The 24,212-nt window shown below is 58.9% G+C and carries 23 protein-coding genes and 1 pseudogene; 9 read left to right on the top strand and 15 right to left on the bottom strand.

The annotated features are described in order from the left end of the window. Nucleotides 1-12 precede the first annotated feature (12 nt). From E4O97_RS02750 to E4O97_RS02740, 3 genes are all read left to right on the top strand, one after another. Nucleotides 13-1,404 carry an aromatic ring-hydroxylating dioxygenase subunit alpha gene (locus E4O97_RS02750; protein WP_078820788.1) on the top strand — a complete coding sequence of 464 codons (1,392 nt, stop codon included), beginning with the start codon at nt 13-15 and terminating at the stop codon, nt 1,402-1,404. Between the two features lie 191 nt (nt 1,405-1,595). Beyond that, nucleotides 1,596-2,300: a LuxR family transcriptional regulator gene (locus E4O97_RS02745; RefSeq protein WP_050549315.1), complete on the top strand. Its 705-nt coding sequence runs from the start codon at nt 1,596-1,598 to the stop codon at nt 2,298-2,300. Between the two features lie 37 nt (nt 2,301-2,337). Beyond that, the gene (locus E4O97_RS02740; RefSeq protein WP_078820789.1) at nt 2,338-3,876 is read left to right on the top strand and encodes an amidase; all 1,539 of its coding nucleotides are present in this window, start codon (nt 2,338-2,340) and stop codon (nt 3,874-3,876) included. Here the strand turns inward: E4O97_RS02740 and E4O97_RS02735 are convergent. After that, nucleotides 3,869-4,444: an acyl-homoserine-lactone synthase gene (locus E4O97_RS02735; RefSeq protein ID WP_050549314.1), complete on the bottom strand. Its 576-nt coding sequence runs from the start codon at nt 4,442-4,444 to the stop codon at nt 3,869-3,871. The genes E4O97_RS02740 and E4O97_RS02735 overlap by 8 nt on opposite strands. A gap of 189 nt (nt 4,445-4,633) precedes the next feature. Here E4O97_RS02735 and E4O97_RS02730 point away from each other — a divergent pair, with 189 nt between their 5' ends. Continuing rightward, nucleotides 4,634-4,825: a hypothetical protein gene (locus E4O97_RS02730; protein WP_050549313.1), complete on the top strand. Its 192-nt coding sequence runs from the start codon at nt 4,634-4,636 to the stop codon at nt 4,823-4,825. A 270-nt stretch (nt 4,826-5,095) separates the two neighbouring features. Here E4O97_RS02730 and E4O97_RS02725 read toward each other — a convergent pair whose 3' ends face one another. Continuing rightward, nucleotides 5,096-6,262 (bottom strand): catalase family protein, encoded by a 1,167-nt coding sequence (locus E4O97_RS02725; RefSeq protein WP_223018443.1) that lies wholly within the window; start codon nt 6,260-6,262, stop codon nt 5,096-5,098. After that, nucleotides 6,259-8,067 (bottom strand): di-heme-cytochrome C peroxidase, encoded by a 1,809-nt coding sequence (locus E4O97_RS02720; protein ID WP_248160828.1) that lies wholly within the window; start codon nt 8,065-8,067, stop codon nt 6,259-6,261. The genes E4O97_RS02725 and E4O97_RS02720 overlap by 4 nt, the downstream gene beginning before the upstream one ends. Before the next feature lie 247 nt (nt 8,068-8,314). Here E4O97_RS02720 and E4O97_RS02715 point away from each other — a divergent pair, with 247 nt between their 5' ends. The 4 genes from E4O97_RS02715 to E4O97_RS02700 all read left to right on the top strand — a co-directional run bounded on the left by E4O97_RS02715 (nt 8,315) and on the right by E4O97_RS02700 (nt 10,606). Then, a complete protein-coding gene (locus E4O97_RS02715) occupies nt 8,315-9,055 on the top strand; it encodes an FKBP-type peptidyl-prolyl cis-trans isomerase (RefSeq protein WP_005786709.1) in 741 nt (246 codons plus the stop codon). Nucleotides 9,056-9,346: 291 nt separating this feature from the next. Continuing rightward, entirely contained in the window at nt 9,347-9,802 is a 456-nt protein-coding gene (locus E4O97_RS02710) for a DUF1232 domain-containing protein (protein ID WP_005786711.1), read from the top strand. 97 nt (nt 9,803-9,899) lie between these two features. Next, nucleotides 9,900-10,238 carry a helix-turn-helix transcriptional regulator gene (locus tag E4O97_RS02705; protein ID WP_078820792.1) on the top strand — a complete coding sequence of 113 codons (339 nt, stop codon included), beginning with the start codon at nt 9,900-9,902 and terminating at the stop codon, nt 10,236-10,238. Then, entirely contained in the window at nt 10,235-10,606 is a 372-nt protein-coding gene (locus E4O97_RS02700; RefSeq protein ID WP_005786715.1) for a hypothetical protein, read from the top strand. Before E4O97_RS02705 ends, E4O97_RS02700 begins: the two co-directional genes overlap by 4 nt. Here E4O97_RS02700 and E4O97_RS02695 read toward each other — a convergent pair. The 8 genes and pseudogenes from E4O97_RS02695 to E4O97_RS02660 form a co-directional block, all read right to left on the bottom strand. Next, nucleotides 10,603-11,643, bottom strand: a pseudogene (locus E4O97_RS02695) (GGDEF domain-containing protein); the annotation flags it as partial. The gene E4O97_RS02700 and the pseudogene E4O97_RS02695 sit on opposite strands and share 4 nt — an antisense overlap. Before the next feature lie 180 nt (nt 11,644-11,823). Beyond that, entirely contained in the window at nt 11,824-13,905 is a 2,082-nt protein-coding gene (locus E4O97_RS02690; RefSeq protein ID WP_228309648.1) for a carboxy terminal-processing peptidase, read from the bottom strand. A gap of 361 nt (nt 13,906-14,266) precedes the next feature. Continuing rightward, nucleotides 14,267-14,920, bottom strand: coding sequence for an HAD family hydrolase (locus tag E4O97_RS02685; RefSeq protein WP_032876994.1), 654 nt, complete (start codon nt 14,918-14,920; stop codon nt 14,267-14,269). 33 nt (nt 14,921-14,953) lie between these two features. Next, nucleotides 14,954-15,943: an ABC transporter ATP-binding protein gene (locus E4O97_RS02680; protein ID WP_032876992.1), complete on the bottom strand. Its 990-nt coding sequence runs from the start codon at nt 15,941-15,943 to the stop codon at nt 14,954-14,956. Further along, a complete protein-coding gene (locus E4O97_RS02675) occupies nt 15,940-16,740 on the bottom strand; it encodes an ABC transporter permease (protein WP_248160827.1) in 801 nt (266 codons plus the stop codon). The genes E4O97_RS02680 and E4O97_RS02675 overlap by 4 nt, the downstream gene beginning before the upstream one ends. After that, nucleotides 16,727-17,563 carry an ABC transporter permease subunit gene (locus tag E4O97_RS02670; RefSeq protein WP_177464543.1) on the bottom strand — a complete coding sequence of 279 codons (837 nt, stop codon included), beginning with the start codon at nt 17,561-17,563 and terminating at the stop codon, nt 16,727-16,729. Before E4O97_RS02670 ends, E4O97_RS02675 begins: the two co-directional genes overlap by 14 nt. A gap of 5 nt (nt 17,564-17,568) precedes the next feature. Then, nucleotides 17,569-18,375 carry an alkaline phosphatase family protein gene (locus E4O97_RS02665; protein ID WP_103735455.1) on the bottom strand — a complete coding sequence of 269 codons (807 nt, stop codon included), beginning with the start codon at nt 18,373-18,375 and terminating at the stop codon, nt 17,569-17,571. Nucleotides 18,376-18,554: 179 nt separating this feature from the next. Then, nucleotides 18,555-19,631 (bottom strand): ABC transporter substrate-binding protein, encoded by a 1,077-nt coding sequence (locus E4O97_RS02660; RefSeq protein WP_005786727.1) that lies wholly within the window; start codon nt 19,629-19,631, stop codon nt 18,555-18,557. A gap of 351 nt (nt 19,632-19,982) precedes the next feature. Here E4O97_RS02660 and E4O97_RS02655 point away from each other — a divergent pair, with 351 nt between their 5' ends. After that, nucleotides 19,983-20,708, top strand: coding sequence for a UTRA domain-containing protein (locus E4O97_RS02655; RefSeq protein WP_032876981.1), 726 nt, complete (start codon nt 19,983-19,985; stop codon nt 20,706-20,708). On the opposite strand, the gene E4O97_RS02650 is transcribed toward E4O97_RS02655, so the two are convergent. From E4O97_RS02650 to E4O97_RS02635, 4 genes are read right to left on the bottom strand one after another with little or no spacing between them, the layout of a single operon-like run. Next, nucleotides 20,689-21,651, bottom strand: coding sequence for a zinc ABC transporter substrate-binding protein (locus E4O97_RS02650; protein WP_032876978.1), 963 nt, complete (start codon nt 21,649-21,651; stop codon nt 20,689-20,691). The genes E4O97_RS02655 and E4O97_RS02650 overlap by 20 nt on opposite strands. After that, on the bottom strand, nt 21,651-22,550 hold the full coding sequence (locus E4O97_RS02645; RefSeq protein WP_005786732.1) for a metal ABC transporter permease: 900 nt from the start codon (nt 22,548-22,550) through the stop codon (nt 21,651-21,653). The genes E4O97_RS02650 and E4O97_RS02645 overlap by 1 nt, the downstream gene beginning before the upstream one ends. Beyond that, nucleotides 22,547-23,293: a metal ABC transporter ATP-binding protein gene (locus E4O97_RS02640; protein WP_005786733.1), complete on the bottom strand. Its 747-nt coding sequence runs from the start codon at nt 23,291-23,293 to the stop codon at nt 22,547-22,549. The genes E4O97_RS02645 and E4O97_RS02640 overlap by 4 nt, the downstream gene beginning before the upstream one ends. Beyond that, nucleotides 23,290-24,210: a metal ABC transporter substrate-binding protein gene (locus tag E4O97_RS02635; RefSeq protein ID WP_248160826.1), complete on the bottom strand. Its 921-nt coding sequence runs from the start codon at nt 24,208-24,210 to the stop codon at nt 23,290-23,292. Before E4O97_RS02635 ends, E4O97_RS02640 begins: the two co-directional genes overlap by 4 nt. Nucleotides 24,211-24,212 lie beyond the last annotated feature (2 nt).

The raw sequence follows: 24,212 nt of genomic DNA, 5'->3' as shown, positions 1-24,212 counted from the left end.
AAAGGAGGGAAGATGAAAAGCAAATTTATCGAGCACGTCGCGGACTTGTCCATGCCCATCGATTATCAAGAGGTCCTGGCACGCGACGATCAGAGCAGTGTCCCGGCCGATATGCGGGAGCATTTTCCCGCAGGCCGGTACAGGATGGAGGTTGATCGCGACGCCTATCTGTCTGCCGGTTTTCATCAACTGGAAATGGATCGGATGTGGTCTCGAGTTTGGCAGATGGCTGCGCGGGAGGAACAAATTCCAGAGGCGGGGGATTTGACGCTCTACGAGATCGGCGAGTTATCCTTCATCCTCGTTCGTAACGAAGCACTGGAAATCAAGGCCTACTACAACAGTTGTCGTCACCGTGGCCGGCGCCTGTGCTCGGGCGATTCGAGCGTGCGAGAACTGCGTTGCCCCTATCACGGATTTGCCTGGGACCTGGATGGCACCCTCAAGCGCATACCGGCGGCATGGGATTTTGCCCACCTTGACTGGGAGGGTCGCCGTTTGCTGGAGGTCAAGACAGACACCTGGGGCGGTTTCATTTTCATCAATATGGATCCTGCCTGCGAGCCTTTGGCCGATTATATGGAGAGCCTGCCCGGTGAGTTGGCCATCAATCAGTATGAGGGCAAGTACATTGCGGGGCACAGCCGGCACATACTCCCGGCGAACTGGAAAAACGTCATGGAGTCCTTCATGGAAGGGTTGCATGCCCCCGAGACGCACGGGCATACATGGGCCCATCTGAGCGATACCCTGCAATACGATGTTCGACCCGATGAGCGTCATGTGAGCCGCAGTTTTCACGCGGTCGGGCTATCGGTCTGCGAGGATCATGAGCCGCTGTCCGAACAGGCGATCATGGATCAATTTCATCGCAACGTACTCAATGGGAAAAGCGGCCCCTACGCCCCTCACCTTCAGGCCGGCATGACAGCAAGGCGCTACATGGCCAGTGTGATGCGTTTGCAATACGGGTTGGCCAGTGGCAGGGATGTCAGTGGGTTGTCTGACGCTGAAGCCGTCGATGTACTGCAGTATTCGCTGTTCCCGAATATGATCTTCTTTCGCGGCATTTCTCTGCCGCCCGTGCTGCGTTTTCGCCCCAACCAAAACGACCATAACAGCTGCATCTTCGATCTTTTCTACTTGGTCGACATACCCAAGGGCGCGCAGCGGCCCGAGCCTGCAGCGACCGTGGAAATGGGGCCGGACGACACCTATGAGCACGCCGGTGTACTGCCTGACTGGTTAGGCTATGTATACGATCAGGACATGGACAATATCAAGAATATGCGTGCGGGCCTGCAAGCCTTGAGCAATGACCCGCTGGTATTGAGCGATCTTCATGAATCCAGGATACGGCACTTCCATAACACACTTATGCACTATCTTGACAGGCGCGATTGAACCATTCGTCACGGGACTTAATGCGCGCCATTATGACTTTTGTTTAATTTGACAATCTATGTTTTTTCGTTAACTTACTTCTTGAAGTGGATTGGATCCAACCTGCCTGGCAAGGTGAGCGTTGCTCTTCGAATAGTGGCCATTCAATGTGGGGCGGCCACTAATAGTCCCCATATAACAAGGAGGTTAAGATGCTTGAAGACATTCTGATGTGTGAGACGCTGGAGGCCTGGAGTAAAGTGCTGTTTGCCTTGGCGAAAGAGTATGGATTTTCTTCGGTGCTGTTTGGGGTTAAGCCCACGATCAGTACGCCTTTCAGCTCTTCGACCATCATCAGTAATTATTCCAGGTCATGGCGCAGTATCTATGACGCGAATGCCTATTACGAAGTCGACCCTGTTGTGTTTCATTGCTTGAACAGTTCATTGCCGTTGGTCTGGACAAAGGAAAATTTTATTAACAAGCCCGAACAGCAATTGTATGAGGCTGCGAGTGCCAGTGGTGTTTGTTCAGGGCTGTGTATGCCCATCCATGGGCCGCGCGGAGAGTTCGGAATGTTGAACTTTATTACGGATGAGAAGTCACCGGCCGACGTCATTCGTTCCAAGGGGCTGCCACAATTTGCCTTGATGCGTGATTATCTGATCGAATCGTTCCAGAAAATACAGAGTGCTGCTGAAAAGGAGGTCGAAAAACCACCGAAGTTGACCGCTCGTGAGCTGGAATGTCTGAAGTGGGTGGCCGCCGGTAAAACCTCTTGGGAAATTTCGCGAATTCTGTCCTGTGCAGAAGTTACAGTTAATTACCATGTCACCAACTTTATGCGTAAGTTCAATGCTGAATCACGCCAGCACGCCGTGATCAGCGGCATCCGTTCCGGCCTGGTCACGCCCTGATGCGGATTATCGATAACGCCTTCAATTAAGGGGTCTTATGGTCAGCGCGTTCCACTTTCCTGAATACGACCAGTTGGACGGCATTGCGCTGGCTGAGATGGTGCGCCTTAAAGAAGTAACCCCTCTGGAGCTTGTGAGCGCCGCCGTTCAGCGGATCGACGCAGGAAATGGCGCGATCAACGCGGTGGTGCATCTTCTTGAGCGCGAGGCCAAGGCACAATGCGAGGTGCCATTGGCAGACGGCCCGTTGTCCGGCGTCCCCCTATTGGTCAAGGACCTGCTTGCGGAAATTCAGGGCTGCCCCACACGTAACGGCTCCCGGCTGTTCGCGCACTATGTTGCCAGGGAGGACTCGCAGACGATCAAGCGTTATCGACAGGCGGGGTTGATCTTTGTCGGTAAAACCGCGACGCCGGAGTTGGGCTTGCATCCCTATACCGAGTCTGATGCAACCGGTGCCACACGTAACCCCTGGAACTTGGAACTGTCGCCGGGCGGCTCCAGCGGCGGTGCCTGTGCAGCGGTCGCGGCGGGCATGACCCCGATTGCCCACGGCAGCGATGGAGGTGGCTCAATTCGGCTACCCGCTTCCCATTGCGGGGTTTTCGGCCTCAAGCCAACACGTGGTCGGTCTCCCTGCGGGCCGCATTTTTCAGAGTTATGGCAGGGTCTGGTAGTTGAACACGCGGTCTCAAAAAGCGTGCGCGACAGTGCTGCCATGCTCGATATCCTGATTGCGGGGAGTGATGATGCTGATGCTTACCGTTGGCCCGCACCGGCTCAATCGTTTCTTGCGGGTATCGGCGATGCGCCTGGCAGGCTGCGCATTGCTTACACCTTCAAGCCTTTTCTGGGTGGGGATTTGAGTCCCGACTGTCGCGCCGCGTTGGAAAGCAGTTTGAAGCTGTTGACGGACCTTGGGCACGAGGTGGTTGAAGCCCATCCACCCTTGGCATCCCCCGATCAATTATGCGAAGCCATGCTGACCCTGGTGTGCGGGGAAATGGCGAGCCTGGTGCAGAACGCGGGGCGCATGCTTGATCGCGTGGCGACTTACGCGGATTTCGAGAGCGGGACCTGGGCCCTGGCCCGGCAGGGCCATATCCTCAAAGCGGTCGATCTCGCCAGGGCGAGAGAGTTGGCGCTTCATCAGGGGCGCATCATGAGCGCCTTTCATGAACACTACGATGTGCTGGTGACGCCGGTAGCCAACCAGTTGGCATCGAAGGTGGGAGCGTTTCGCTTGAGTCCGTTGGAGGATCGCCTATCGCGTAGAGTATTAGGTAAATGGGGAATGGACTGGCCCCTGCGACTGGGCAATCGCCTTGCAGAACATTCGCGCACTGTCATGGAATATATGGGGTGGTCGACACCGTTCAATATGAGCGGGCAACCGGCGATGAGTGTGCCTCTGTACTGGAACGAAACAGGACTTCCCATCGGCACACAGTTCATCGCAAAGATGGGCAATGAGGCCTTGCTGCTGCAACTTGCACGTTCGCTTGAAGTTGCACGGCCCTGGCGACATCGTAGCCCGCCTCACTCTTCAGCGGCGTCAAGTACTCAGATCAAATAGCATTGACTGCGTCCAGGGTCTTGTTGCTCAAGTTAACTTCAACAGCGATGGCTCGTTCTACGCCGATAGTCAGGGGCGGGCCTAGTCTGACCAACTCCAGCCCCGCTTTCATCAGCATCTTTTCGACACCCACGGAAGTAACGGTGATGAGCTTTTCAACGTGCTGCGAGTGCGCATGCCTGATGAGGTGACCAATGGCCTTCATGGCGGTATTGGAAAAGCCGAAGCCGCCGCGCTCACTGGCACTTATGGCAAATCGGCTAAGCTCCCAGATGTTGGCGGCACGCGGAGGTTTTTTAGTGGTCAACAGGTTGGGGAACGTGTCTTTGAGCATATAGGGACCTGTGGTTGGCAATATACGCCAGCAGCCCGCCACTTTGTTTTCGTTGATATCATCGATCAGCAGCATATAAGTGGGGGCCAAGGCGTCGTAACCATCTATCTCCATGTCGGCAATTATCGACACATCCCAGCCTTTTTTATCCTTGAAGATTGAAGCCCGAAGTTTATGCATGCCCTCCAGATAACGTGGTGATATGTTCTCGCGTTTGTCTATTAGATATTTCATGCTGGCTTCCTCGGCTTCGAAGTGCATAGCTTTATGCAGATTGCATAAGCGTTAAACTATAAGTGTTGATAGGTATCCTGATATCAAGGAGTATGTGAAGATCCCCTTCTTCTGAGCGGGAGTTGGGCGTTTATGTATAGATGTTCAAAGTTTGTGAATGAGGTCATTTTTTTTCGAACGAAAAAAGGGATGACCCAGGCGGATTTCTGGGCGAAATTTGGTGTCACCCAGAGTTCAGGAAGTCGAATTGAAAAGACGGGGCGGATGCTTGTTCCGTTGTACATGCTGCTGCGCTTGTACTGCGCAGGGGTTATTGCAGACGATGATCTTGAGTTGGAGTTCGAGCGTATGGGCAAGTCTGCCTCGGACAGGTTCGGCTGACTCCCAAGCCTGGCGAGTACTGCTGGGTTATTTGAGTTTTTTCTTGCGTGTCTGGCGAACGGCCAAGTGTTCGAAAATAAACGACGCGGTGCCGAACACTGCAATTATTGAAAGCACGAGCATGCCGAGAGTTGAGCTTTCCACGGTGATTTCCTGCGTAGATTTGAGTTGACGATCACGCTAGGGCCTCGGCTTCCTGGCTTCAATAGACCCGACGCAAACCTTACGGCGCCGGGCCCATTGTTACGCGCTCTTTACGCGCAACGGCCGCTACGGCGCATTGCGGCTGTGACGGTAGTCGCTGACCGCTTCATACACCGCCTTTCGCAACCGGTTGATGCCGCCGATGGGGCGGTGTGCTTCCACACCGAACCAAGGGTTGAACGACTGGTTGTCACAGGCCAGGTTCTGCGCCGGCGTGTCGAAATCCTGGGCAGGAATCCTGACCTTGGCCACGGTTTCATACGGCGCATCGCTTTCTTTCCATTCGATGCTGGTGTCTTCGATGGGCATGAACTTTTGCGGGTTCTGCCGTTGGATCTGCAGCACGAAACAGGCCGCTACGCGGTCGGTGGACAGTTGCTGATTGAGGGCGCTGCGCAGGAAGTTCGGCAGGGCCTGGTTCTGTTTAGGCAGTACGTATTCCGGGCAGCTTTGCGGGTCGGGCGCGACGCGAAACTTGGCGTTGGCCGCGCCAAACTTGTAGGGCGACACTGAAAAGTAAGTCGTCTGCGTCGGGCTGGCCGGTGCGGGCGCCAGCGTTGCCAGGGCGATAAACAGGTGACGTATTTGCCAACTGCGCGGGTCGAGCTTGGGAAAGAACGCCAGGACCTTCTTGCCATCCGCTTGCGCGCCGATGTTCTGCGCGTATTCGGCGACATCGCTGACAAAGAAATTCGGGTGGCTGAACATCACGAAATCCTGCTCGGTGCGGGCTTGCTGGTCGGCCATCAGTTGCTTGCCCGGCACATCCAATAGCTTGATCGCCATGCCGCGGGCATCGCGGATGCTGTCGAATTGCGGGTAGGCGTTGCCGTTGGACAGGCGCATCGTCGCCTGCCAGACCTTGCCCGGCTCTGCGAACACGCCCTGGCGCAAGGCCGGGTCGAGATCCGCCAGAACGCTGACCTCGGCTTTCACGCAACCATGGGCCTTGGCATGGGCATCGCGCAGGTAGCGAGTGCCTTCGCGGTGCTGGTCAACGATGCGTACGGCGGTCTGGATGATGCCTTGGGTCATCGCTGCTTCACCCGGCGGGATCTGTTCATCCGCTGACACCGGGCCACTGTGCTGCCAGGCGAACCATACGGTCGCCAGTAGCCACCCCAACAGCCCAACGCCCACCAGCCACAACAGGGTCTTGCCGAGAAAAGCGCCGAGACGCAGCCAGAGACGAGCGAGCATGGAACGTTCCTTGTTTTGTGATCGAATAATCATGGCAGTTGGTGCTCCAGCGGGCCGCCCAGTACTTTGAGGTACTCGAGCAGCGCCCAGCGCTCCTGGGGCAGCAAGCCACGGCCAATGACGCCATTGCCCCGCGCGCCTGCGCGGAATTCGTGGCCGCTGTTGTGATTGCCGGTGATTCGGGTATCGAACAGGAAGGCATTCTTGAACGAGGCGGTTTCAAAACCCAGATGGCGTGGATCGTAGTTGAACGTGCCTTTATAGAAGGTGGTGCTGCGTTCGTCCTGGGGCGAAAGCAGTTGGTAGATCGTCGGCACCGAACCGTTGTGCAGGAACGGCGGGGTAGCCCATACGCCTGCCAGTGGTCGCGCTTTATAGGCACGCAATTCGCGCACGCCAATCGGCAGGCCGAACCCGTCCAGGCTCGGGCGCTCGGCCGGGGTCACGCCGGCAGCGCGGTAGGCATGTTCTTCGACAAAGGCGGTGACGTAGGCCAGCCCCTGGGCCACGGACATTTTTTTCAGATCCAGTGGCGCGGTGGGCGCAGGGTGTAGTTCAACATTGAGTTGGGCCAGTTCGGCCGGGTCCCATTGCAGGGCGCTGAGGTCATAACGCTGGTCGGCAATGTTGCTGGCGGTGCCGGGGTCGGTGCCGATGTAGTCCACCGGCAGCATTTTCAACTGCTGCACCGGGCGGCCATTTTCCTCGGTGACCGCGGGTATATGGCAGCCAGCACAGTTTTCGGCGAAGAGTGCTCGGCCTTGGGCGGCGAGGGGTTTGTCGATGGCGCCGAACAAGTCCTCCGGCCAGGTTGGCGGCTTGAGGCGTTGCAGGGTTTCTTCGATCAGGTGCAGGTCCCGCACGCGTACGCTGGACGGGTAGCGAGCGTCGCCCTGGAGCGGTTGGCCGGCACTGTCGAAGAAGGCCAGGGTTGCGCCTACACCAAGGGCTTCACCGATATTGCGCGCCATGGGCTGCTGAGCCGAGCCATTCCACTGCACCCAGTCGAATGTCCAGATATCCCACAACTGCGGGTAGTCCACTGGGGCATTGGCGACACGATAATTGTCGGGGGAAATAGCGTCGCCAAAGCTGGCATTGGCGATGCGCCCGAAGGCGTCAGTACGACCGGGGCCTTCTTCGGTGGGATAGAGGCCGCGATGGGTATCATTCCAGGCGACTTTGAGGAACTGGTTCAGCGATTGTTTGAAGTCCTGGCGCAGCTGATTGTGCTGGGTATCGTACTGATCACCCAGGACTTTGCGGGCGAAGCGCTCGAACTTCCACGGGTTGTAATACGTAGCGGCAAGGCTGGCGACCAGGGCTTGGCCAAAACTGCCGCCCCGCAAGGTGGGTACGCTGGAGGGCAGCACGTGTTGCGCCGAGCCACCGTCGATACGCAGGGCCTGGCCCTTGAAGTGCAATTGACCGGTGTGGCAGGCCGCACAGGTGATATCCAGGTATTGAACCTGGCTGTCGGCGTTCTGGTGTCGGGCAAAACCTACCGGCAGGTTGCCAGGGTTTTGCGGGGTGGGCACTTGCTTGGGGTCGACCAGAAAACCAAAGCGCGCCAGGTACTCCGGCGCGGCAAAGCGTTGCTCGGAGAACGGCAGCTCCAGGGCCGTGAACCAATCGTAGTGCAGGCCCTTTACCTGGGTGCCCTGGGGCGTGAAGTAGTAGGTCTGGCGGTCAGCGGCACTCCATTGATCCTGGTAGTGCACCTGCTTTACTGGCACGTAGTCCGGTAGCTTGGGGTTGAGGGTGTAATAGAGCACCACGGCCAGAATCAGGCCCAGGGCGATCAGTACCAGGAGTAAAACACGGGAAAAAGTGCGCAAGATAACTATCCTTGTCGAATTGTCGCGTTGTTATGCCACTGCGCCACAGGTGCGGCAAGTAGCGATGAGCCTGCTGGCAGGCGGTCCCGCGATCCGTCGCGGTGCCCCATGATAAATGGAAATGCTTTTAAACACGTGAACTTATCAGAAGTTTCCTGCTCACATGCCGGTAGCCATTGGTCGTGGCCGCCTGATAAGCTCGCGACTTTATTCGAATGCCCTTTTGGCGCATGAACAAGGAAATAGCATGAAACAGCATCGGTTGGCGGCGGCGGTGGCCCTGGTTAGCCTGGTACTTGCGGGTTGTGATTCGCAGACCAGCGTAGAGCTGAAAACCCCGGCGCAAAAAGCTTCCTACGGCATCGGCCTGAACATGGGCAAGAGCCTTGCCCAAGAAGGCATGGATGACCTGGACTCCAAAGCGGTAGCCCAAGGCATCGAAGATGCTGTCGGCAAGAAAGAGCAGAAGCTCAAAGATGACGAGCTGGTTGAAGCCTTCGCCGCGCTGCAAAAGCGTGCCGAAGAGCGCATGACCAAAATGAGCGAAGAGTCGGCAGCTGCCGGCAAGAAATTCCTCGAAGACAACGCCAAGAAAGACGGCGTCGTCACCACCGCTTCCGGTCTGCAGTACAAGATCGTGAAGAAGGCCGACGGCGCACAGCCCAAGCCAACCGACGTGGTGACTGTTCACTACACCGGCAAGCTCACCAACGGCACCACCTTTGACAGCTCCGTGGATCGCGGCAGCCCGATTGACCTGCCGGTCAGCGGCGTGATCCCGGGTTGGGTCGAAGGCCTGCAACTGATGCACGTTGGCGAGAAGGTCGAGCTGTACATCCCGTCCGACCTGGCCTACGGCGCCCAGAGCCCGAGCCCGGCGATTCCAGCCAACTCCGTGCTGGTATTCGACCTGGAACTGCTGGGCATCAAGGACCCAGCCAAGGCAGAAGCTGCTGACGCACCTGCTGCACCAGCCGCCAAGAAGTAATCGGCGCCTGAACACACAACGCCCCGTCTCGACGGGGCGTTGTTGTTTCTGGGTAAATCCGATAGAACCCGCAGCATTGCGCGCAGTCTGATGTAAGACTCGAGCACGGGTAGCCGCACATACAGGCCAAGTCAATGAAATCTTGGGTTTTTTTTATGTGCGCAAAAAACGCCCGATCTGACTGTAAGCCTTATAGACCGTGGCTTTCAGCTGATAAAACAGGCTCTGTTCACAAGGTTATCCACAATTTGTGTGGATAACCTTTTACCTCGCCTGGAACTGGAGTGCCTGATGAAACCACCCTTCAATTTCACCCGCTTTCTGCCCATGGCCGCGCGCCTGCTGGGCCGTGGACGTTTGCCGACCTTGCTGTTTGCCGTTGCGGCCAAAGGCTCAAGCCAGGGCAATCGCCTGGGCCAGCTCAAGGATGATCTCAAATTGCTCCAAGCCCTTTGCCTGGCTTACTGGCGCGGCGAATACCGAGCGATCAGCCCCAAGGCGTTGATCTCGGTGGTGGCGGGGTTGATGTACTTTCTGAGCCCGATTGACGCGATCCCGGACTTCATCCCGATGTTCGGCATGTTCGACGACATCGCGGTGCTGGCATGGGTCATGAAGACCCTGAGCGGCGAACTGAGCGCCTTTCGCGCCTGGCGGGATGCGCAACGCCCGGAAAAACTCGCGGTGGTTGAGCGCCTCCCTGCAACGCCTGAGCTGCTGGCCCAGGAAAACCCACAAAAAAACTAATGATGCCGGGGATCCCCCAGCGACCTTCGCGGCTGTTAGGATTACACTTCTAAGGAAAGAACTTACTTAGTAAGTGTTTTTATCCTACGGGGCAGTCATGGATATTCAGATCATTTCACGCGATGGCGCACCCGAATATGCGGTGTTGCCATGGGACCAGTACCAGGCACTGCTAAGAGCTGCCGGTCAGCAGCCACCTACACCCGCTTCTTCTCCTGCCGCCTCTACCGCCATCGACCAGGACCTGCGCCCGCTCGCAGACCTGCGCGGCCTGCGTGAAGCCAAGGGCCTGGCTATCGAGACCCTGGCACGCACGGTGGGGATCAGCCCCTCGTACCTTGGTTTGATTGAAAGTGGTGAACGCCAGCCGGATGCCGCAATTCGCCGCAGCCTGGCCTGGGAATTGGGCGTGGCAGGTTGGAGGGATGAGTCTTGAGCCTACGTATCAGCCGTCAACACTGGGATGGGTTGCTCAACGAATTGGATCAGGCGCGTCGCCAGCGCCATTTGTTGACGTACCGGGCGCTGCTTGAGCGCCTGCAATTTCCGACGCCAGCCATGCAGACCCTGGCGGCTGCCCTGGAGCACCTGGCGGCGCTGGATGCCAAGGCCGAGCAGCCGCTGCGCAGTTCCCTGGTGATCAGCCAGGGTGCCAGCCGCCTGCCACGTACCGGGTTCTTTGAGTGTGTGGAGCGTCTAGGGCGCTTCAGTGGACCCTCCGATGGCGTGGCGGCTGCGTCCTGGCACGCTTCGGAAGTGGTGCGGGTGTTCGAGTACGAATACCCGGAGTCCGCCGAGGCTTAAAGCGCTGCTGAGTACATGTCCAGGCTGTCGATCACATGGATGCTGTAGCCGGCCACGTCCTTGGCATGGTGCTTGGCTTGCGAGGCCAGTTCTGCCAACTGGCTGGCATCGAGTTGCGCACAGGCCTGTGGATACAGATGCACCACACCGATAGACAGCGATAGCAAGGCGAACTCCTGGCGCACGCCCTGACGGTTGAGTGACACGAAGCAACCAGCATCCACGTGCTCGGCGCGGTAAAAGCGTCGGCATTGGGTATGGAAGTCGTCCAGCAACTGGTTGAGCCGCTTGCGCCAATCCTGCGGGCCCAGCACCAGCAAAAAGTCATCGCCGCCAATATGCCCGACAAAGTCGCGGCTGGGGTCTACCTGGTCGTTCAGGCATTGCGCCAGGCACAGCAGCACTTCATCCCCACGCCCGTAGCCGTAGATATCGTTGAACGGCTTGAAACTGTCGATATCCACATAACAGATCAGCGACTCGCGCTGTTGCTGCAACAGCCGAGCCAGGCATTGCTGGATCGGTACGTTGCCTGGCAGCAAAGTCAGCGGGTTGGCGTAGCGCGCCTGCTGGATTTTCAGTTCGGTGATCAGCTTGAGCACGTCGATCACCCGGCCCAGGCCCAGATAGTCACCGTTCAACGTGATGATGAAATCTTCTTCGATGCGCTGCCGTGCGCGGCTGGTCAATAAACGGCTGACCTGTTGCAAGGACTGGCTCAACTCCACCGCCAGGAAATCATCGCTCATCAATCGGCTGATCGGTTTGCGCGCAAACAAGTCGGTCGCGAACGGCTTGAGCAGCGCGTCCGACAGCGAGTGTCGGTGCACAATTCCAATCGGGCGACCGCCGCCATCCAGCACCGCCAGTGAATTGAGATTGGCCTGGTGATGGAACGCTTCCAGCACTTGAGCCGTGGCGGTGTCTTGATCCACCGCTGGCTGTTCGTTCAGCAGGGCGCTGAGGTCACTGCCTTCATCGCTGAGGGCAGTCGTGGTGTTATCCGGCTTGGGCAACATCAGGCGCGCTTCCTGCGGTGTGCAAACTGCCTTGAGCCAGGATTGAGCCCAATGCATTCAGCGGTTCGGTCACGGTCATGGCGATCTCGATCGAAAAAAAAGGACCGCAGGCGTTAAGCCTGCGGTCCTTTCATTTCACGACAGAATGATGTCTATATGATGACACTGCGTGGAGCGGTCACATTAAATTGCCATCATTTACTGCTTGGCCACCTGCTTGGTGATCTTCAGGTAGTCGAGGAGGATCCGGCCAGTCTCGGCCAAGTAGGCATCATCTTCCGGTTTGGTTTTATCCGCTTCGGTCGGCAAGGCATCTTCATCTTCTTTCTTCAGCTCTTTGAGCGGATCTTCACCCTTGGCTTTGCGGCGAGTGTTTTCCAGCACCAATTGCTGATTCTCGATGCTGGAGTGCTGTGCACGGCGATCCGCTTCGTTGAGGCTGACGGTTTTCTCTTCCATCAGCTTCTTGGCCAGGGCCAGCTTGTCGCGGATAAACACGAACTCGGCATCCTTGGCAGAGCGGGTGTCGTGGTCTGCCTTCAACTGCGTCAGGAACGGCTTGAACGGATCCGACGCCGGCTTGATCGCAGGGCGGATGGTGTCCCATGGCATGGCTTCAGGCAGTGCGCTTTCGCCGATTTCCTTGGTGTCGATAATCGACGGGAAATCGATATCCGGCAGCACGCCCTGATGCTGGGTGCTCTGCCCGGAAACCCGGTAGAACTTGGCCAGCGTCAGTTTCAGCTCGCCATGGTTCAGCGGCTGAATGGTCTGCACGGTGCCCTTGCCGAAAGTCTGGCCGCCGATGATCAGCGCACGGTGATAGTCCTGCATGGCGCCGGCGAAAATCTCTGAAGCCGAGGCCGAGAGACGGTTGACCAGCAACGCCATCGGCCCCTTGTAGAAGGCGCCCGGGTTCTCGTCTTCCAACACGTCGACACGCCCATCAGCATTGCGGACCAACACGGTTGGGCCTTTGTCGATAAACAGGCTGGTCAGCTCGGTGGCTTCTTGCAGGGAGCCGCCGCCGTTGTTGCGCAGGTCGATGACCACGCCGTCGACTTTTTCTTTCTGCAGTTCCGTCAGGATCTTCTTCACGTCGCGGGTGGTGGACTTGTAGTCCGGGTCACCGGCACGGAACGCCTTGAAGTCCAGGTAGAAGGCCGGGATCTCAATCACGCCCAGCTTGTAGTCCTTGCCATCCTGCTTGAGGTTGAGGACTTTCTTCTGCACCGCCTGGTCTTCGAGCTTCACCGCTTCACGGGTGATTGACACGATCTTGCTGGTCTGGTCGTTCGGTGCGTTGGTGTGCGGAATCACTTCCAGGCGCACCACGCTGCCTTTGGGGCCACGGATCAGCTTGACCACTTCGTCCAGGCGCCAGCCGACCACATCGACCATCTCTTTGTCGGCCTGGGCCACGCCAATGATCTTGTCTGCCGGGGCGACCTGCTTGGTCTTGTCCGCCGGACCTGCCGGTACCAAACGTACGATCTTGACCTGGTCATTGTCGCTTTGCAGGACGGCACCAATGCCTTCCAGGGACAGACTCATGTTGATATCAAAGTTTTCCGCGTTATCCGGCGACAGATAATTGGTGTGCGGGTCGTAGGACATCGCGAAGGTGTTGATGTAGGCCTGGAAGATATCTTCGGCACGGGTCTGGTCCAGGCGCGCCAACTGATTCTTGTAGCGCTTGGTCAACAGTTCCTGAATGGCCTTGGGCTCTTTGCCGGCGATCTTCAAGCGCAGCACTTCGTCCTTGACGCGTTTGCGCCACAGGTCGTCCAGCGCTGCCGTGCTGGTCAGCCAAGGGGCATCCTTGCGATCCACCAGAAGGGTTTCCTTCTGGGTGAAGTCGAGCTTGTCGATGCCTTTGTTCAGCTCACCCAGGGCGAAGTCCAGACGCGCTTTGACGCGGTCCAGGTAACGCTTGTAGATGGTGAAGCCGGGCTGCAGGTCGCCGCCTTTGAGGAAGTCGTCGAACTGCGTCTTCCACTTGTCGAACTCAGCGATATCGCTGGCCAGGAAGTAGCTGCGCGACGGATCCAGCAGCTTGAGGTAGCTGTCGTAGATGATCACCGAGCGAGCGTCGTCCAGCGGCGGCTTGCTGTAGTGATGGCGCTTGAGCAACTCGACAACGTTAAGGCTGGCAATCACCTCATCGCGATCAGGCTGAAGGTTGTCCCAGCTATTGGCTGCGAACGTATTGGTCGACATCGACGCGAAGCCGAGACCAATGAAAAAAGCGAGGGCGGTGCTGGGGAACAGATGCTTCATGCTGATTCGACGCGGGGGCAATTGATAACGCATATTAGGCCGTCTTTGAGGGAGCCGGTTCCATATGGTCCGGTCGCATAATGCAAAAAGCCCGACGCTACTGCTACGGGCTCAGTCCAGACTCACTATGGAGGCACTGTGAAAGCATTGCAAGGCGTTGAGGGGCATGTGGAGGGTTAGAAGAACCCAGTCCTACATTCGATGTAGTCCATATTGCCAACAGCCTGACCGAATCCTGGATTGAAATGCAGTCAGTGTGGGAGCTGGCTTGCCTGCGATAGCGGTGCACCAGATGAAGAATTCTTCACTGTTGCACCGCTATCGCAGGCAAGCCAGCTCCCACAGGTTGATCTCTATTGATTCAGGTCCAGTGGTGGATCGGCCAGCCGGCCTGTTCGGCATGGGCGCGCAACACCGGGTCCGGGTTCACTACCTGCGGGTGATCCACCTTGAGCAGCAGCGGCAAGTCATTGCGCGAATCCGAGTAGAAATACGCCCCCTCCAGCGTTTCTCCTTCCTGCTCCAGCCATTCCAGCAGGCGCGTGATCTTGCCTTCACGATAGGTCAGCACGCCTACGGTGCTGCCGCTGTACACGCCGTGGCCGACGTCCAGGTTAATCCCCAACACTTCTTCAATACCGATACGCGCCGCAATCGGCGTGACCAGGTGAGTGCCCGAGGCGGAAATCACCAGGATCCGGTCGCCATTCGCACGGTGGCGGGCGATGGTCTTGGTGGCGTCGCTATAGATCAGCGGCTCGATCACGTCCTCAACCCACGGCTCCACCAGATGCTCGATTTCTTCCGGGGTGCGGCCGATCATCGGCTCCAGGCTGAAGTCCATGAAGTCTTCCATGCGCAACTCGCCTCGGCTGTAGGCGTCCATCAATTCGTTGTTCCTGCGCATGAACGACTCAGGGTCTACCCAGCCCAGGCGGCCCATCTGTTCGCTCCACAGGGTGGCGCAGTCGCCGTGGATCAGGGTGTCGTCCAGATCAAAAATTACCAATGCCATCCGTCATGTTCTCTCTCAATAGGTCGCTGCCTGTCAGGCTACTTCACACAGGGCGCTGGGGTCGATGGAAAGTGCCAGGCGCTGGCCGTCCGGGTGCAGGTCGTCGGCCGAGCGATTGAGTACGTCGACCACCAATTCCACGCCACGGGCTTCGATGCGGTAGCGAATCACGTTACCCAGTAAGCTGTGGCTGCGCACCAGCGCATCGAGCTCGCCGCTGCGGCTCAACTCGATGGCCTCGGGGCGAATGGCAATGCGCCCCTTGATTGGCCGTTGCAACAACTGGCTGGCCTTGTCGGCATCGAGCAGGTTGTAGTTGCCGATAAAACCGGCGGCAAACACATCCACCGGGGCGGTATAGAGGGTTTCGGCATCGCCGCTCTGCACGATCTTGCCCTGGTTCATCAAAAAGATGCGGTCGGACATGGTCAGGGCTTCTTCCTGGTCATGGGTCACGAAAATCGTGGTCAGCCCCAGTTCGCGCTGGATCTGGCGGATCTGTTCGCGCAAGTGCTTGCGAATACGTGCATCCAATGCCGACAGCGGTTCATCGAGCAACAGCAGGCGCGGGCGGGTCACCAGGGAGCGGGCGAGGGCGACGCGCTGGCACTGGCCGCCGGACATCTGGTGCGGATAGCGGCCGGCCAGTTCCGTTAGCTCAACCAATTGCAGCACTTCCTGCACGCGCTTGTGGCTGTCGTCGGCGTTGACCTTTTGCATGCGCAGGCCGAACGCGACGTTCTGCTCCACGGTCATGTTGGGGAACAGCGCGTAGCTCTGGAACACCATGCCGATCTGACGTTTCTGCGGGCTCAGGGGCACGATGTCCTGCCCATCCAGCAGGATTGTGCCGCTGTCTACCGAGGTTAACCCCGCGATGCAACGCAGCAGGGTGGACTTGCCGCAACCGGACGGGCCGAGCAGGGTGACGAACTCGCCCTTGGCGATTTCACAGTTGATATCGCTGAACACTGGCGTGCCGGTGTAGCTTTTTTGCAGATGTTGGACGCTGACGAAGCTCATTGGCTTATGTCCTTGTTCAAGATATTGGCGGCCCAGGTCAGCACCAGCACAAAGAAGAAATAGGAGATCACAACGGCACTGGTGAAGTGGCCGCTGCTGTTGCGCATGTTGTTGAGGTACACCTGCAGGGTCTCGTAGCGCGTGCCGACGAGGATGTTGGCGAACACGAACTCACCGAACAGGAACGAGAACGACAACAGCAATGCCACCATCAGGCCTTTGCGCAGGTTAGGCAGCACCACCAGGATCGCCGCTTGCCAGGTGCTGGCGCCGAGCAGTTGCGAGGCGTCCATCAGGTCGCGCAGGTTGATGGCTTGCAGGTTGTTGGTGATCGCCCGGTACATGAACGGCAGCGCCACGGTGAAGTAGCAGCCGATCAGAATCCACGGCGTACCCACCATCGCCAACGGCCCGGAACCGTACAGTTGCAGCAAACCGACTGAAGACACCACCGGCGGCACCGCGAAGGGCAGCAGAATCAGAATGTTCATCAGCGCATCAAGCTTGGGAAAGTGGTAATGCACCACGAACAGCAGCGGCAAAATCAATACCACCGAAAGGATCAACGCGCCCACACACACCAGCAACGATTGCCCGAACGCCATCAGAAAGCGCGGGTCGCTCCACAGCTGTACGTACCATTTCACGCTGAAACCGGCGGGCAGGATAGTCGCCGACCAACTGCTGGAGATCGAGTAGACAAAGGTGCCGATCAGCGGCAGTACCAGAACAAGGAACAGCAGGTACACCACTACCCGATGGTAGAGGGAGGCCGGGCCGGCATCAGCGCGAGACATGGTAGCTCCTCTTGAGCAGCAGTTGATGGACCACGGTGACCACCGTCATCAGCGCTACCAGCACCACGGCCAGGGCGCTGGCCATGTTCGGGTCCAGCGACACATCACCAGAGACCAGCCCCGCGATGCGGATCGGCAGCACGTTGAAGTTGCCGGTGGTCAGGGCGTAGACCGTGGCGTAGGCGCCAAGGGCGTTGGCCAACAGGATTACGAAAGTGCCAAGCAGGGCAGGGGTGAGCACCGGCAAGCCGATATGTCGCCAGAACTGCCAGCCATTGGCGCCGAGCAGCGCAGCCGACTCACGCCAGTCTTCGCGCAATGCATCAAAGGCCGGGTAGAGCAACAGCACACCAAGAGGAATCTGGAAGTAGGTGTAGAGGATGATCAAGCCGGTCTTGGAGTACAGGTTGAAGTCCTGAATGATCCCGGCCTGCTTGAGCATGATGGTGATGCTGCCGTTGAAGCCCAGCAGGATGATGAACGCGAAGGCCAGGGGCACGCCGGAGAAGTTGCTGGTCATGTTGGCAAAGGCCGTGACGAAGTTGCGCAGCGGCGAATCCACCCGGCGCAACGAATAACTGCCCAAGGTGGCGATGACGATGCCGAAGATGCTGGAGTAGAAACTGATCTCCAGGCTGAACTGAATCGCCTGCCGGTAGAACTTCGAACTGAAGATCCGTGTGAAGTTTTCCAGGCCCCAACCGGCCTCTTCGGTTTGCAGGCTGTTGATCAGCACCCATACCAGCGGCGCGATCTCGAACACGATAAAGAACAGTGCGAAGGGCACCAGGCACAGCAGGGCCAGCCATTTGCCGCGGGTCATCGAATTCACTTGAGCAACTCCCGGCACACCGGTTTGTCGTGCGGCACGCCAAGCAGCTCGCAGACGGTACCGCACAGATCGGTTTGTTTCGGCGCGGCGTCAGCATCCAGGCTGAAGGCGTCACCGAGGACAAACAGCGGCACTTCGCGCTCTTGCGGCAATAGGCCGTTGTGAGAGCGGTCGTTGTTCATGCCGTGGTCGGCCGTGACCAGCACCTGGTAGCCGGCGTCGAGCCAGCCTTGCAGGTAGTCGGCCAGGATAATGTCGGCCGAACGGGCGCTGTTGCGGTATTGCGCGGTGTCGAGGCCATGCTTGTGGCCGGCATCGTCGATATTCATCGGATGCACCAGCAAAAAGTTGGGCGCGTGCTTGAGCCGCAGGCTCTCGGCATCGGCGAACAGATGGGAATCCGGATAGTGGTCAGTCCAGTAGAAATGCCCGTGCTGGATCGCCAGTGCCTTGTTGTCGGTGTGACGATCGCGGGCGGCGAGAAAGGGCGTGCGGTTATACAACTCGCTGACCCAGTGGTAAGCCGCCGCAGCGGTGCTCAAGCCGGCGTCGGTGGCGTAATTGAAAATGCTGCGCTGGTTGGACAGGCGCGAGACGTTGTTATGGACAATGCCGCTGTCAATCGGTGGCACGCCGGTAAGGATGCATTCATACAACGGGCGGGACAGGGCGGGCAGTTCGCATTCCAGTTTGTAGAGGGCTGCGCGTCCTGCGCCGACGTAGGCCTGCAAGTGTCCCATGGCGTGCTGGGCGACCTCGAAGTTCAGGCCGTCGAGCACGACAAGGATGACAGTGTGCTTCATGGGGGCTGGGGCTCCGCGACAGATGGGCAGATATCGTTTTTTCGGTTGAAACCGGATCAAATGTGGGAGCTGGCTTGCCTGCGATGGCGGTGTATCAGTGGACACCAATGTTGAATGTCAGACCGCTATCGCAGGCAAGCCAGCTCCCACACTGACCGCACTTCGATCAGAGAGACCGATTACTTCATCTCTACGATGACCTGCTCGTTCCACATCTGCGGAAGCTTCTTGGACGTCGCTTCCCAGGCATCGGCATCTTTGATCGGCTGCGGGTTGGCCTTGGTGTATTGCTCGCCCGGGATCAGGTTCTTGGCGATATCGGCCGGCAGCTTCAGGTCGGTTTCCGCACGGATCGGACGCGCATTGCCCTTGGCCAGGTTGAGTTGGCCGGCATCGCTGAAGATGTATTCGCGGGTCAGCTTGGCGGCGTTCGGGTGCTTGGCGTATTTGTTGATGATGGTGGTGTAGCCCGATTTCACCGAGCCATCCGATGGAATCAGCACCACGTAGTCATCCGGGTTGGCCATCTTGGCTTTGTAGCTCAGGCCGTTGAAGTCCCAGACAATGCCAACTTCGACTTCGCCTTTTTCCATGGTGGCGATGGTCGGGTTGGACAGTGAGAGGCGACCTTGCTGGGCGATCCTGGTGAAAAACTGCAGGCCCGGTGCGATGTTTTTCTCGTCGCCCTTGTTGGCGATAGCGGCGGCGAGTACCGCATTGGAGGCTTGGGCTGCGGTGCTTACATCACCCACCGACACCTTGTATTTGCCGGTTTGCAGGTCGGCCCAACTGGTCGGGACTTCGGAGCCGTGCAGCAGTTTTTTGTTGACGATAAACGCGATGGTGCCGGTATAGGCCAGGGCCCAGTGACCGTCCTTGTCTTTTGCCCAATCCGGAACCTGCGCCCAGGTGGAGGGTTTGTATGGCTGGGTGACTTCCTGCTTCACCGCGATCGGGCCGAAGGCTGCGCCCACGTCACCGATATCGGCACTGGCGTTGTCTTTTTCGGCTTTGAACTTGGCGATTTCCTGGGCCGAACTCATGTCGGTGTCGATGTGCTTGAGGCCGTAGGTCTTGGCCAGGTCTTCCCAGGTGCCTTTCCAGTTGGCCCAATCATCGGGCATGCCGACGCTGTTGACGGCGCCTTCCGCCTTGGCGGCGGCTTCCAAGGTTTTTAGATCGGTATCAGCGGCCATGGCGGCGGTGCACATGGCAATGGTCGAGCCTAACAGTGATGCCAGGAAAAGCTGTTTCATCCGAAACTCCTTTGGGCGTTTTACACGCGGCGTTTTATACGAACGTTGGCGAGGGTGTGGTCTAGGTCAGCAATACCTGAGCCAATTTAGGCCCGATGGATGACAGTTTCATGTCGATGTCGTTTTTGAAGCACGGGTGTCGCTCAGCTCAGACTTAGCGTAGACCATGCCCAACAGCCCGCAGGCCCTGGACTTGGCCGATGTATTGCAGGGTGTGGTGCAGGCGGTGGCTACCGGCTGTCATCTGTCGGTCATCTGTAATGCCTAGGCTGGCTCGCAGCAGCAAAAGCCCAGATAGAGCGCGATTTGTGCACCTGAACGGTGCTGGTCTAGTCCAGATAGGTAACGTTGATGCGGGATGAGGCAATCAAGGCGGTAACTTCCATCGGCCTGGCGCTGCAAGAGCAGATCGACCACGGCCTGTTGCCGCCAGCCAGCAAATTGCCCGCCGAGCGCAAGCTCAGCGAGTTGTTTGGTACCACCCGCATTACCGTGCGGGAAGCCTTGTTACAACTGGAGGCCCAAGGACAGATTTATCGCGAAGAGCGCCGGGGCTGGTTCGTCTCGCCACCGCGGCTGGCCTATAACCTGATGCAGCGCAGCCACTTTCACGCGATGGTCAGCGACCAGGGGCGTGAGGCTTCCACGCAGGTCATTTCCGCACGCTTGCAACCGGCGTCGGCGGCGGTGTGCGCGTGGTTGCAGTTGCCGGCGTTGTCGAGCGTGATCCAGATTTGCCGGGGCCGCAGGATTGACGGACGCCTGGTGTTGTACGTGGAGCACTACCTGAACCCGCAGTATTTTCCGGGGATCCTGGCGTGTGATTTGAATCAGTCGATGACTGAGCTGTATGCCAGCAAATATGACTTGCACTACGGGCGGGTGCGTTTCGAGATTGTGCCGACCTCACTGCCGGTGGAAGCGGCCGCTGCGCTGCGCGTCTCGGTGGGCAGCCCGGGCTTGCGCATCGCCCGGGTCAACTATGACCAGCACCAGCGTTTGATCGACTGCGACCTGGAGTTCTGGCGCCATGATGCGATTCATGTGGGGGTAGACGTTATGGCGTCAGCGCCTTGATCACCTGATCCACATTGGTTTGCAACTCTGTCACCGGTTCGGCGCCGTCCACATTCAACACCAGCAGTGTGGAGCCACCTGCAGTGACAGCTGCTTTTACCACTTCACTCGGCTGACGATGGTGCAACACCACCGCCACTTCGTTGTCCTTGAGCTGCGCACTGAGTTTTTGCAGCGCTTCAGGCGTCCAGTCTGCGTCTGGGCGAGCATCGGTGCTGACCAGTTCCAGGTTCAAGCTGCTGATCAAATAGGCAAAGTGATCGCTCAAGCTGACCACACTCAGGTTATCGGCCTTGGCCAGGCGCGCCTCGCTGTCGGCGGTGAGCTTGAGCAGGCGTTGCTTGAGTGCCGCCAGGTTGGTATCGATCTTTGGTTTGGCGCCTGGGGCGAGACGGCTCAGGTCGGCGGCCAATACATCGGCCATACGGCCCAGATTGTTGCTCGATTGCCAGGGTTGGCTGTTGAGGCCATCGGTGACACCCGGTTGTACCGCAATGCCCGGCAAGCCACCGTCCACCGGGCGTGCAGCGTCCACTTCAACGATGCGGATATTGCTGCGCCGTGCCACGGGGTACAGCGGATCATCGGCCCACAGCGAGCGCAAGCCGATGGCGGCGTCGGCGTCCTGCGCCAAGGTGTTGAGTGCCGCCGCGCCGCGGCCGGTGAAGTAGGACACCTGCCGCGAGCCAGGTAGGTTGGCTGGCGCGGCGCGTTCAAGTTGCACGTCGGTATCCTTGAGCAGCACTTCGGCCAAACCGTAGGTAATGGGCAGCGAGGCCAGCACCTTGACCGGTTTTACCGACTTGGCCTTGGTCAGCGCGGCATGGCCGAGGCCGTGATCGGCCTTGAATTCCTTCGGGTCAAAACCATCAACGGCAGCCAGTGCCGATGTACTGATCAAGCAAGCGATGGCCAGGGCCATTGGGCGAAAGACAGGGCGCATTATCCAAGATTCCCTTTGAGGCTGGGCACGGTGCCACGGGCGATGGCGGCGAAGGCGAAGGCGATACCGGCAACCAGAATGATTGCGGCGCCGGACGGGATCGGCAGGTCGAAGATGATCGGCAGCAGGATGCCGCACAGGGTACTCACAGTGGCGATCAGCACCGAGACCCAGAAGAAGCCCTTGAGCGATTGGCTCAACAGGCGCGCCGCGGCGGCAGGGATCACCAGCAGCGCACCGACCAGGATCGCGCCGATCACCTTGACCGCAGCCACGGTGATCAGCGTCACCAGGATCACGAACAGGTAGTCCAGCGTCTTCACCGCCACACCGCGCACCGCTGCCAGTTGCGGGTTGAAGCTGGCGAGCATGATGCGGTTGTACAGTGGCAATGCCAGGGCCATGACCAGCGAACCGACGATTGCCAGTACCAGCAAGTCATTGCCGTTGACCGTCAGTACCGAGCCAAACAAAACGTTTTCGAGGATATGCACGTTGATCTTGCCGGCCAGGATCAGCAGCAGGCTGGCGCCCAGCGCCAGCGACACCGACAGGAACACGCCGATCAAGGTATCCGGCGCCAGGCCGGTACGATTGCGCAGGTAGTTGAGCAGGATGCCGAACAGCAGGCAGTAGCCGAACAGGCTGCCATAGGGCCCGGTGTAGGGTTCGCCCAGCAGGATGCCTACGGCCACGCCGGTCAGCGCAGCATGGCCGACCGCTTCGGAGAAAAACGCAAAGCGCTTGACCACCACCAGGGTACCCAGGCCGCCCAGTACCGGGCCGATCAGCAAGCCGGCGAGCAGGGCGTTGACCACAAACCCGTAGGCCAGGGCTTCCGGCAGGTAACCGGAAGACGCCCAGCCCTGGACCATCAAGCGAAAGGCTTCATAACTCATTGCGCCGGGCTCCGCGGGTGAGTGGAGAACAGGGTCAGCAGGCGGTCTGGGGTCAGCGCCTCTTTTGGCGTGGCGTCGAACAGCACGCGGCGGTTCAGGCCGGTGACACGGTCAGCCAGGCGGCCGACGGCTTCCAGGTCGTGCTCGATCCACAGCACGGTGATCCCGGCCAGGCGCCAATCATTGAGCAGCCGTTCGAACACCTGGATGCCGGCTTCATCAAGGGCCGACATGGGTTCGTCCAGCACCAGCAGTTGCGGTGCAGGGATCAGGCCCTGGGCCAGCAGCACGCGCTGGCGTTCACCGCCGGACAACGCGCCCATGCGACGCTTGCGTTTGTCGTGCATGCCGACGCGCTCAAGTGCGTCACCGATCGCCGCTGCGTAATGCCGGGACAGGCCAAGGAACGCAGGCCGCCGTTGGCACATGGCAGCCATGAAATCGTCGACGGTCATCGGCAGGCCGCGGTCGAACTCCAGCGCCTGAGGCACGTAGCCAATGGTGCCGGGCGCGGCCGGCCACTCCAGGCTTAAACGGCCCTGGTGGGGCGTTTGGCCGAGCAGGGTCTTGATCAGCGAGCTTTTGCCGCCGCCATTCGGACCGACCAGCGCATGGATGCTGCCTGGCTGTACCTGGAAACTCACGTCGTCGAGGATCACGGTGCGCCCCAGGGTCAGCGAGACCTGGTCGAAGTTCAGGGTCGGGCCGACGCTGACGGCGTTCAGTTGTTGGGCGGCGGTCATGCCCCTGACTCCTGGATTGCGCGGACCACGGTGTTGAGGTTGCCGGTCATTTCCACTTCGTATTTTTCAGCACTGTAGTCGCCATAGGAAATATGCGACAGCGGGTACAGCTTGACCCCGGATTCACGCTGGATGGTCTCGACGTAGGTGGACGGGAAATCCATCTCCGAAAAGATCACCTTCACATCCAGGGCGCGCAGTTCATCGATGGTTTTCTTCAACTGGCTGGGGCTTGGCTCGATACCGTGGGCCGGTTCTACCACTGCGGTGACTTCCAGGCCGAACTCGCGCAACAGATAGTCGTAGGCTGCGTGCACCGTGGCAACGCGCAGGTCCGGGTTGGGGGCGCTGGTCAACTTGGCCAGGGCGTCGGCGCGCATCTGGCGCAGGCGCTTGCCATAGGTGCGGGCGTTCTGGGTGTAGGTTTTGGCGTTGTCCGGGTCGAGCTTGCCCAACTCGCGGGCGATGTTGTTGACCTGGGCAATCGATGCACTGATCGACAGGAAGGTGTGCGGGTTGACCACCTTGCCCGCACCGCGCGCGGCATTGCCGGTGGCCGCCAGCAGCGGCACGTTGGCGTTGGCCTCGATCACCTTGATGTCCGGGCGCTCGCTGGTGGCGATCATGCGGTCGGCGAAGTCGTCATGGCCAACCCCGTTGAGCACGATCACGTCCAGGGTACCGATGCGCTTGATGTCGTCGGCGCGGGGCTCGTAGGCGTGTGGATTGAAGCCGGCCGGGATCAGCGGTACCACTTCGGCCTTGTCGCCGACGATATTGGCCACGTAGCTGTAGTAGGGGTGGAGGGTGATGCCGATACGCAGGCGTTTCGCTGCTTCGGCATTCACCAGGGGAGCGAGCAGCAGGCTGAGGAAGCTGACCACTAACAGGCGCAACAGGGGTGATGAAATAGACATGG

Origin of the sequence: Pseudomonas sp. W15Feb34 (assembly GCF_023127765.1) — a bacterium.
GTDB lineage: Bacteria > Pseudomonadota > Gammaproteobacteria > Pseudomonadales > Pseudomonadaceae > Aquipseudomonas > Aquipseudomonas synxantha_A.
This window is presented reverse-complemented; position numbering and strand designations above follow the sequence as displayed.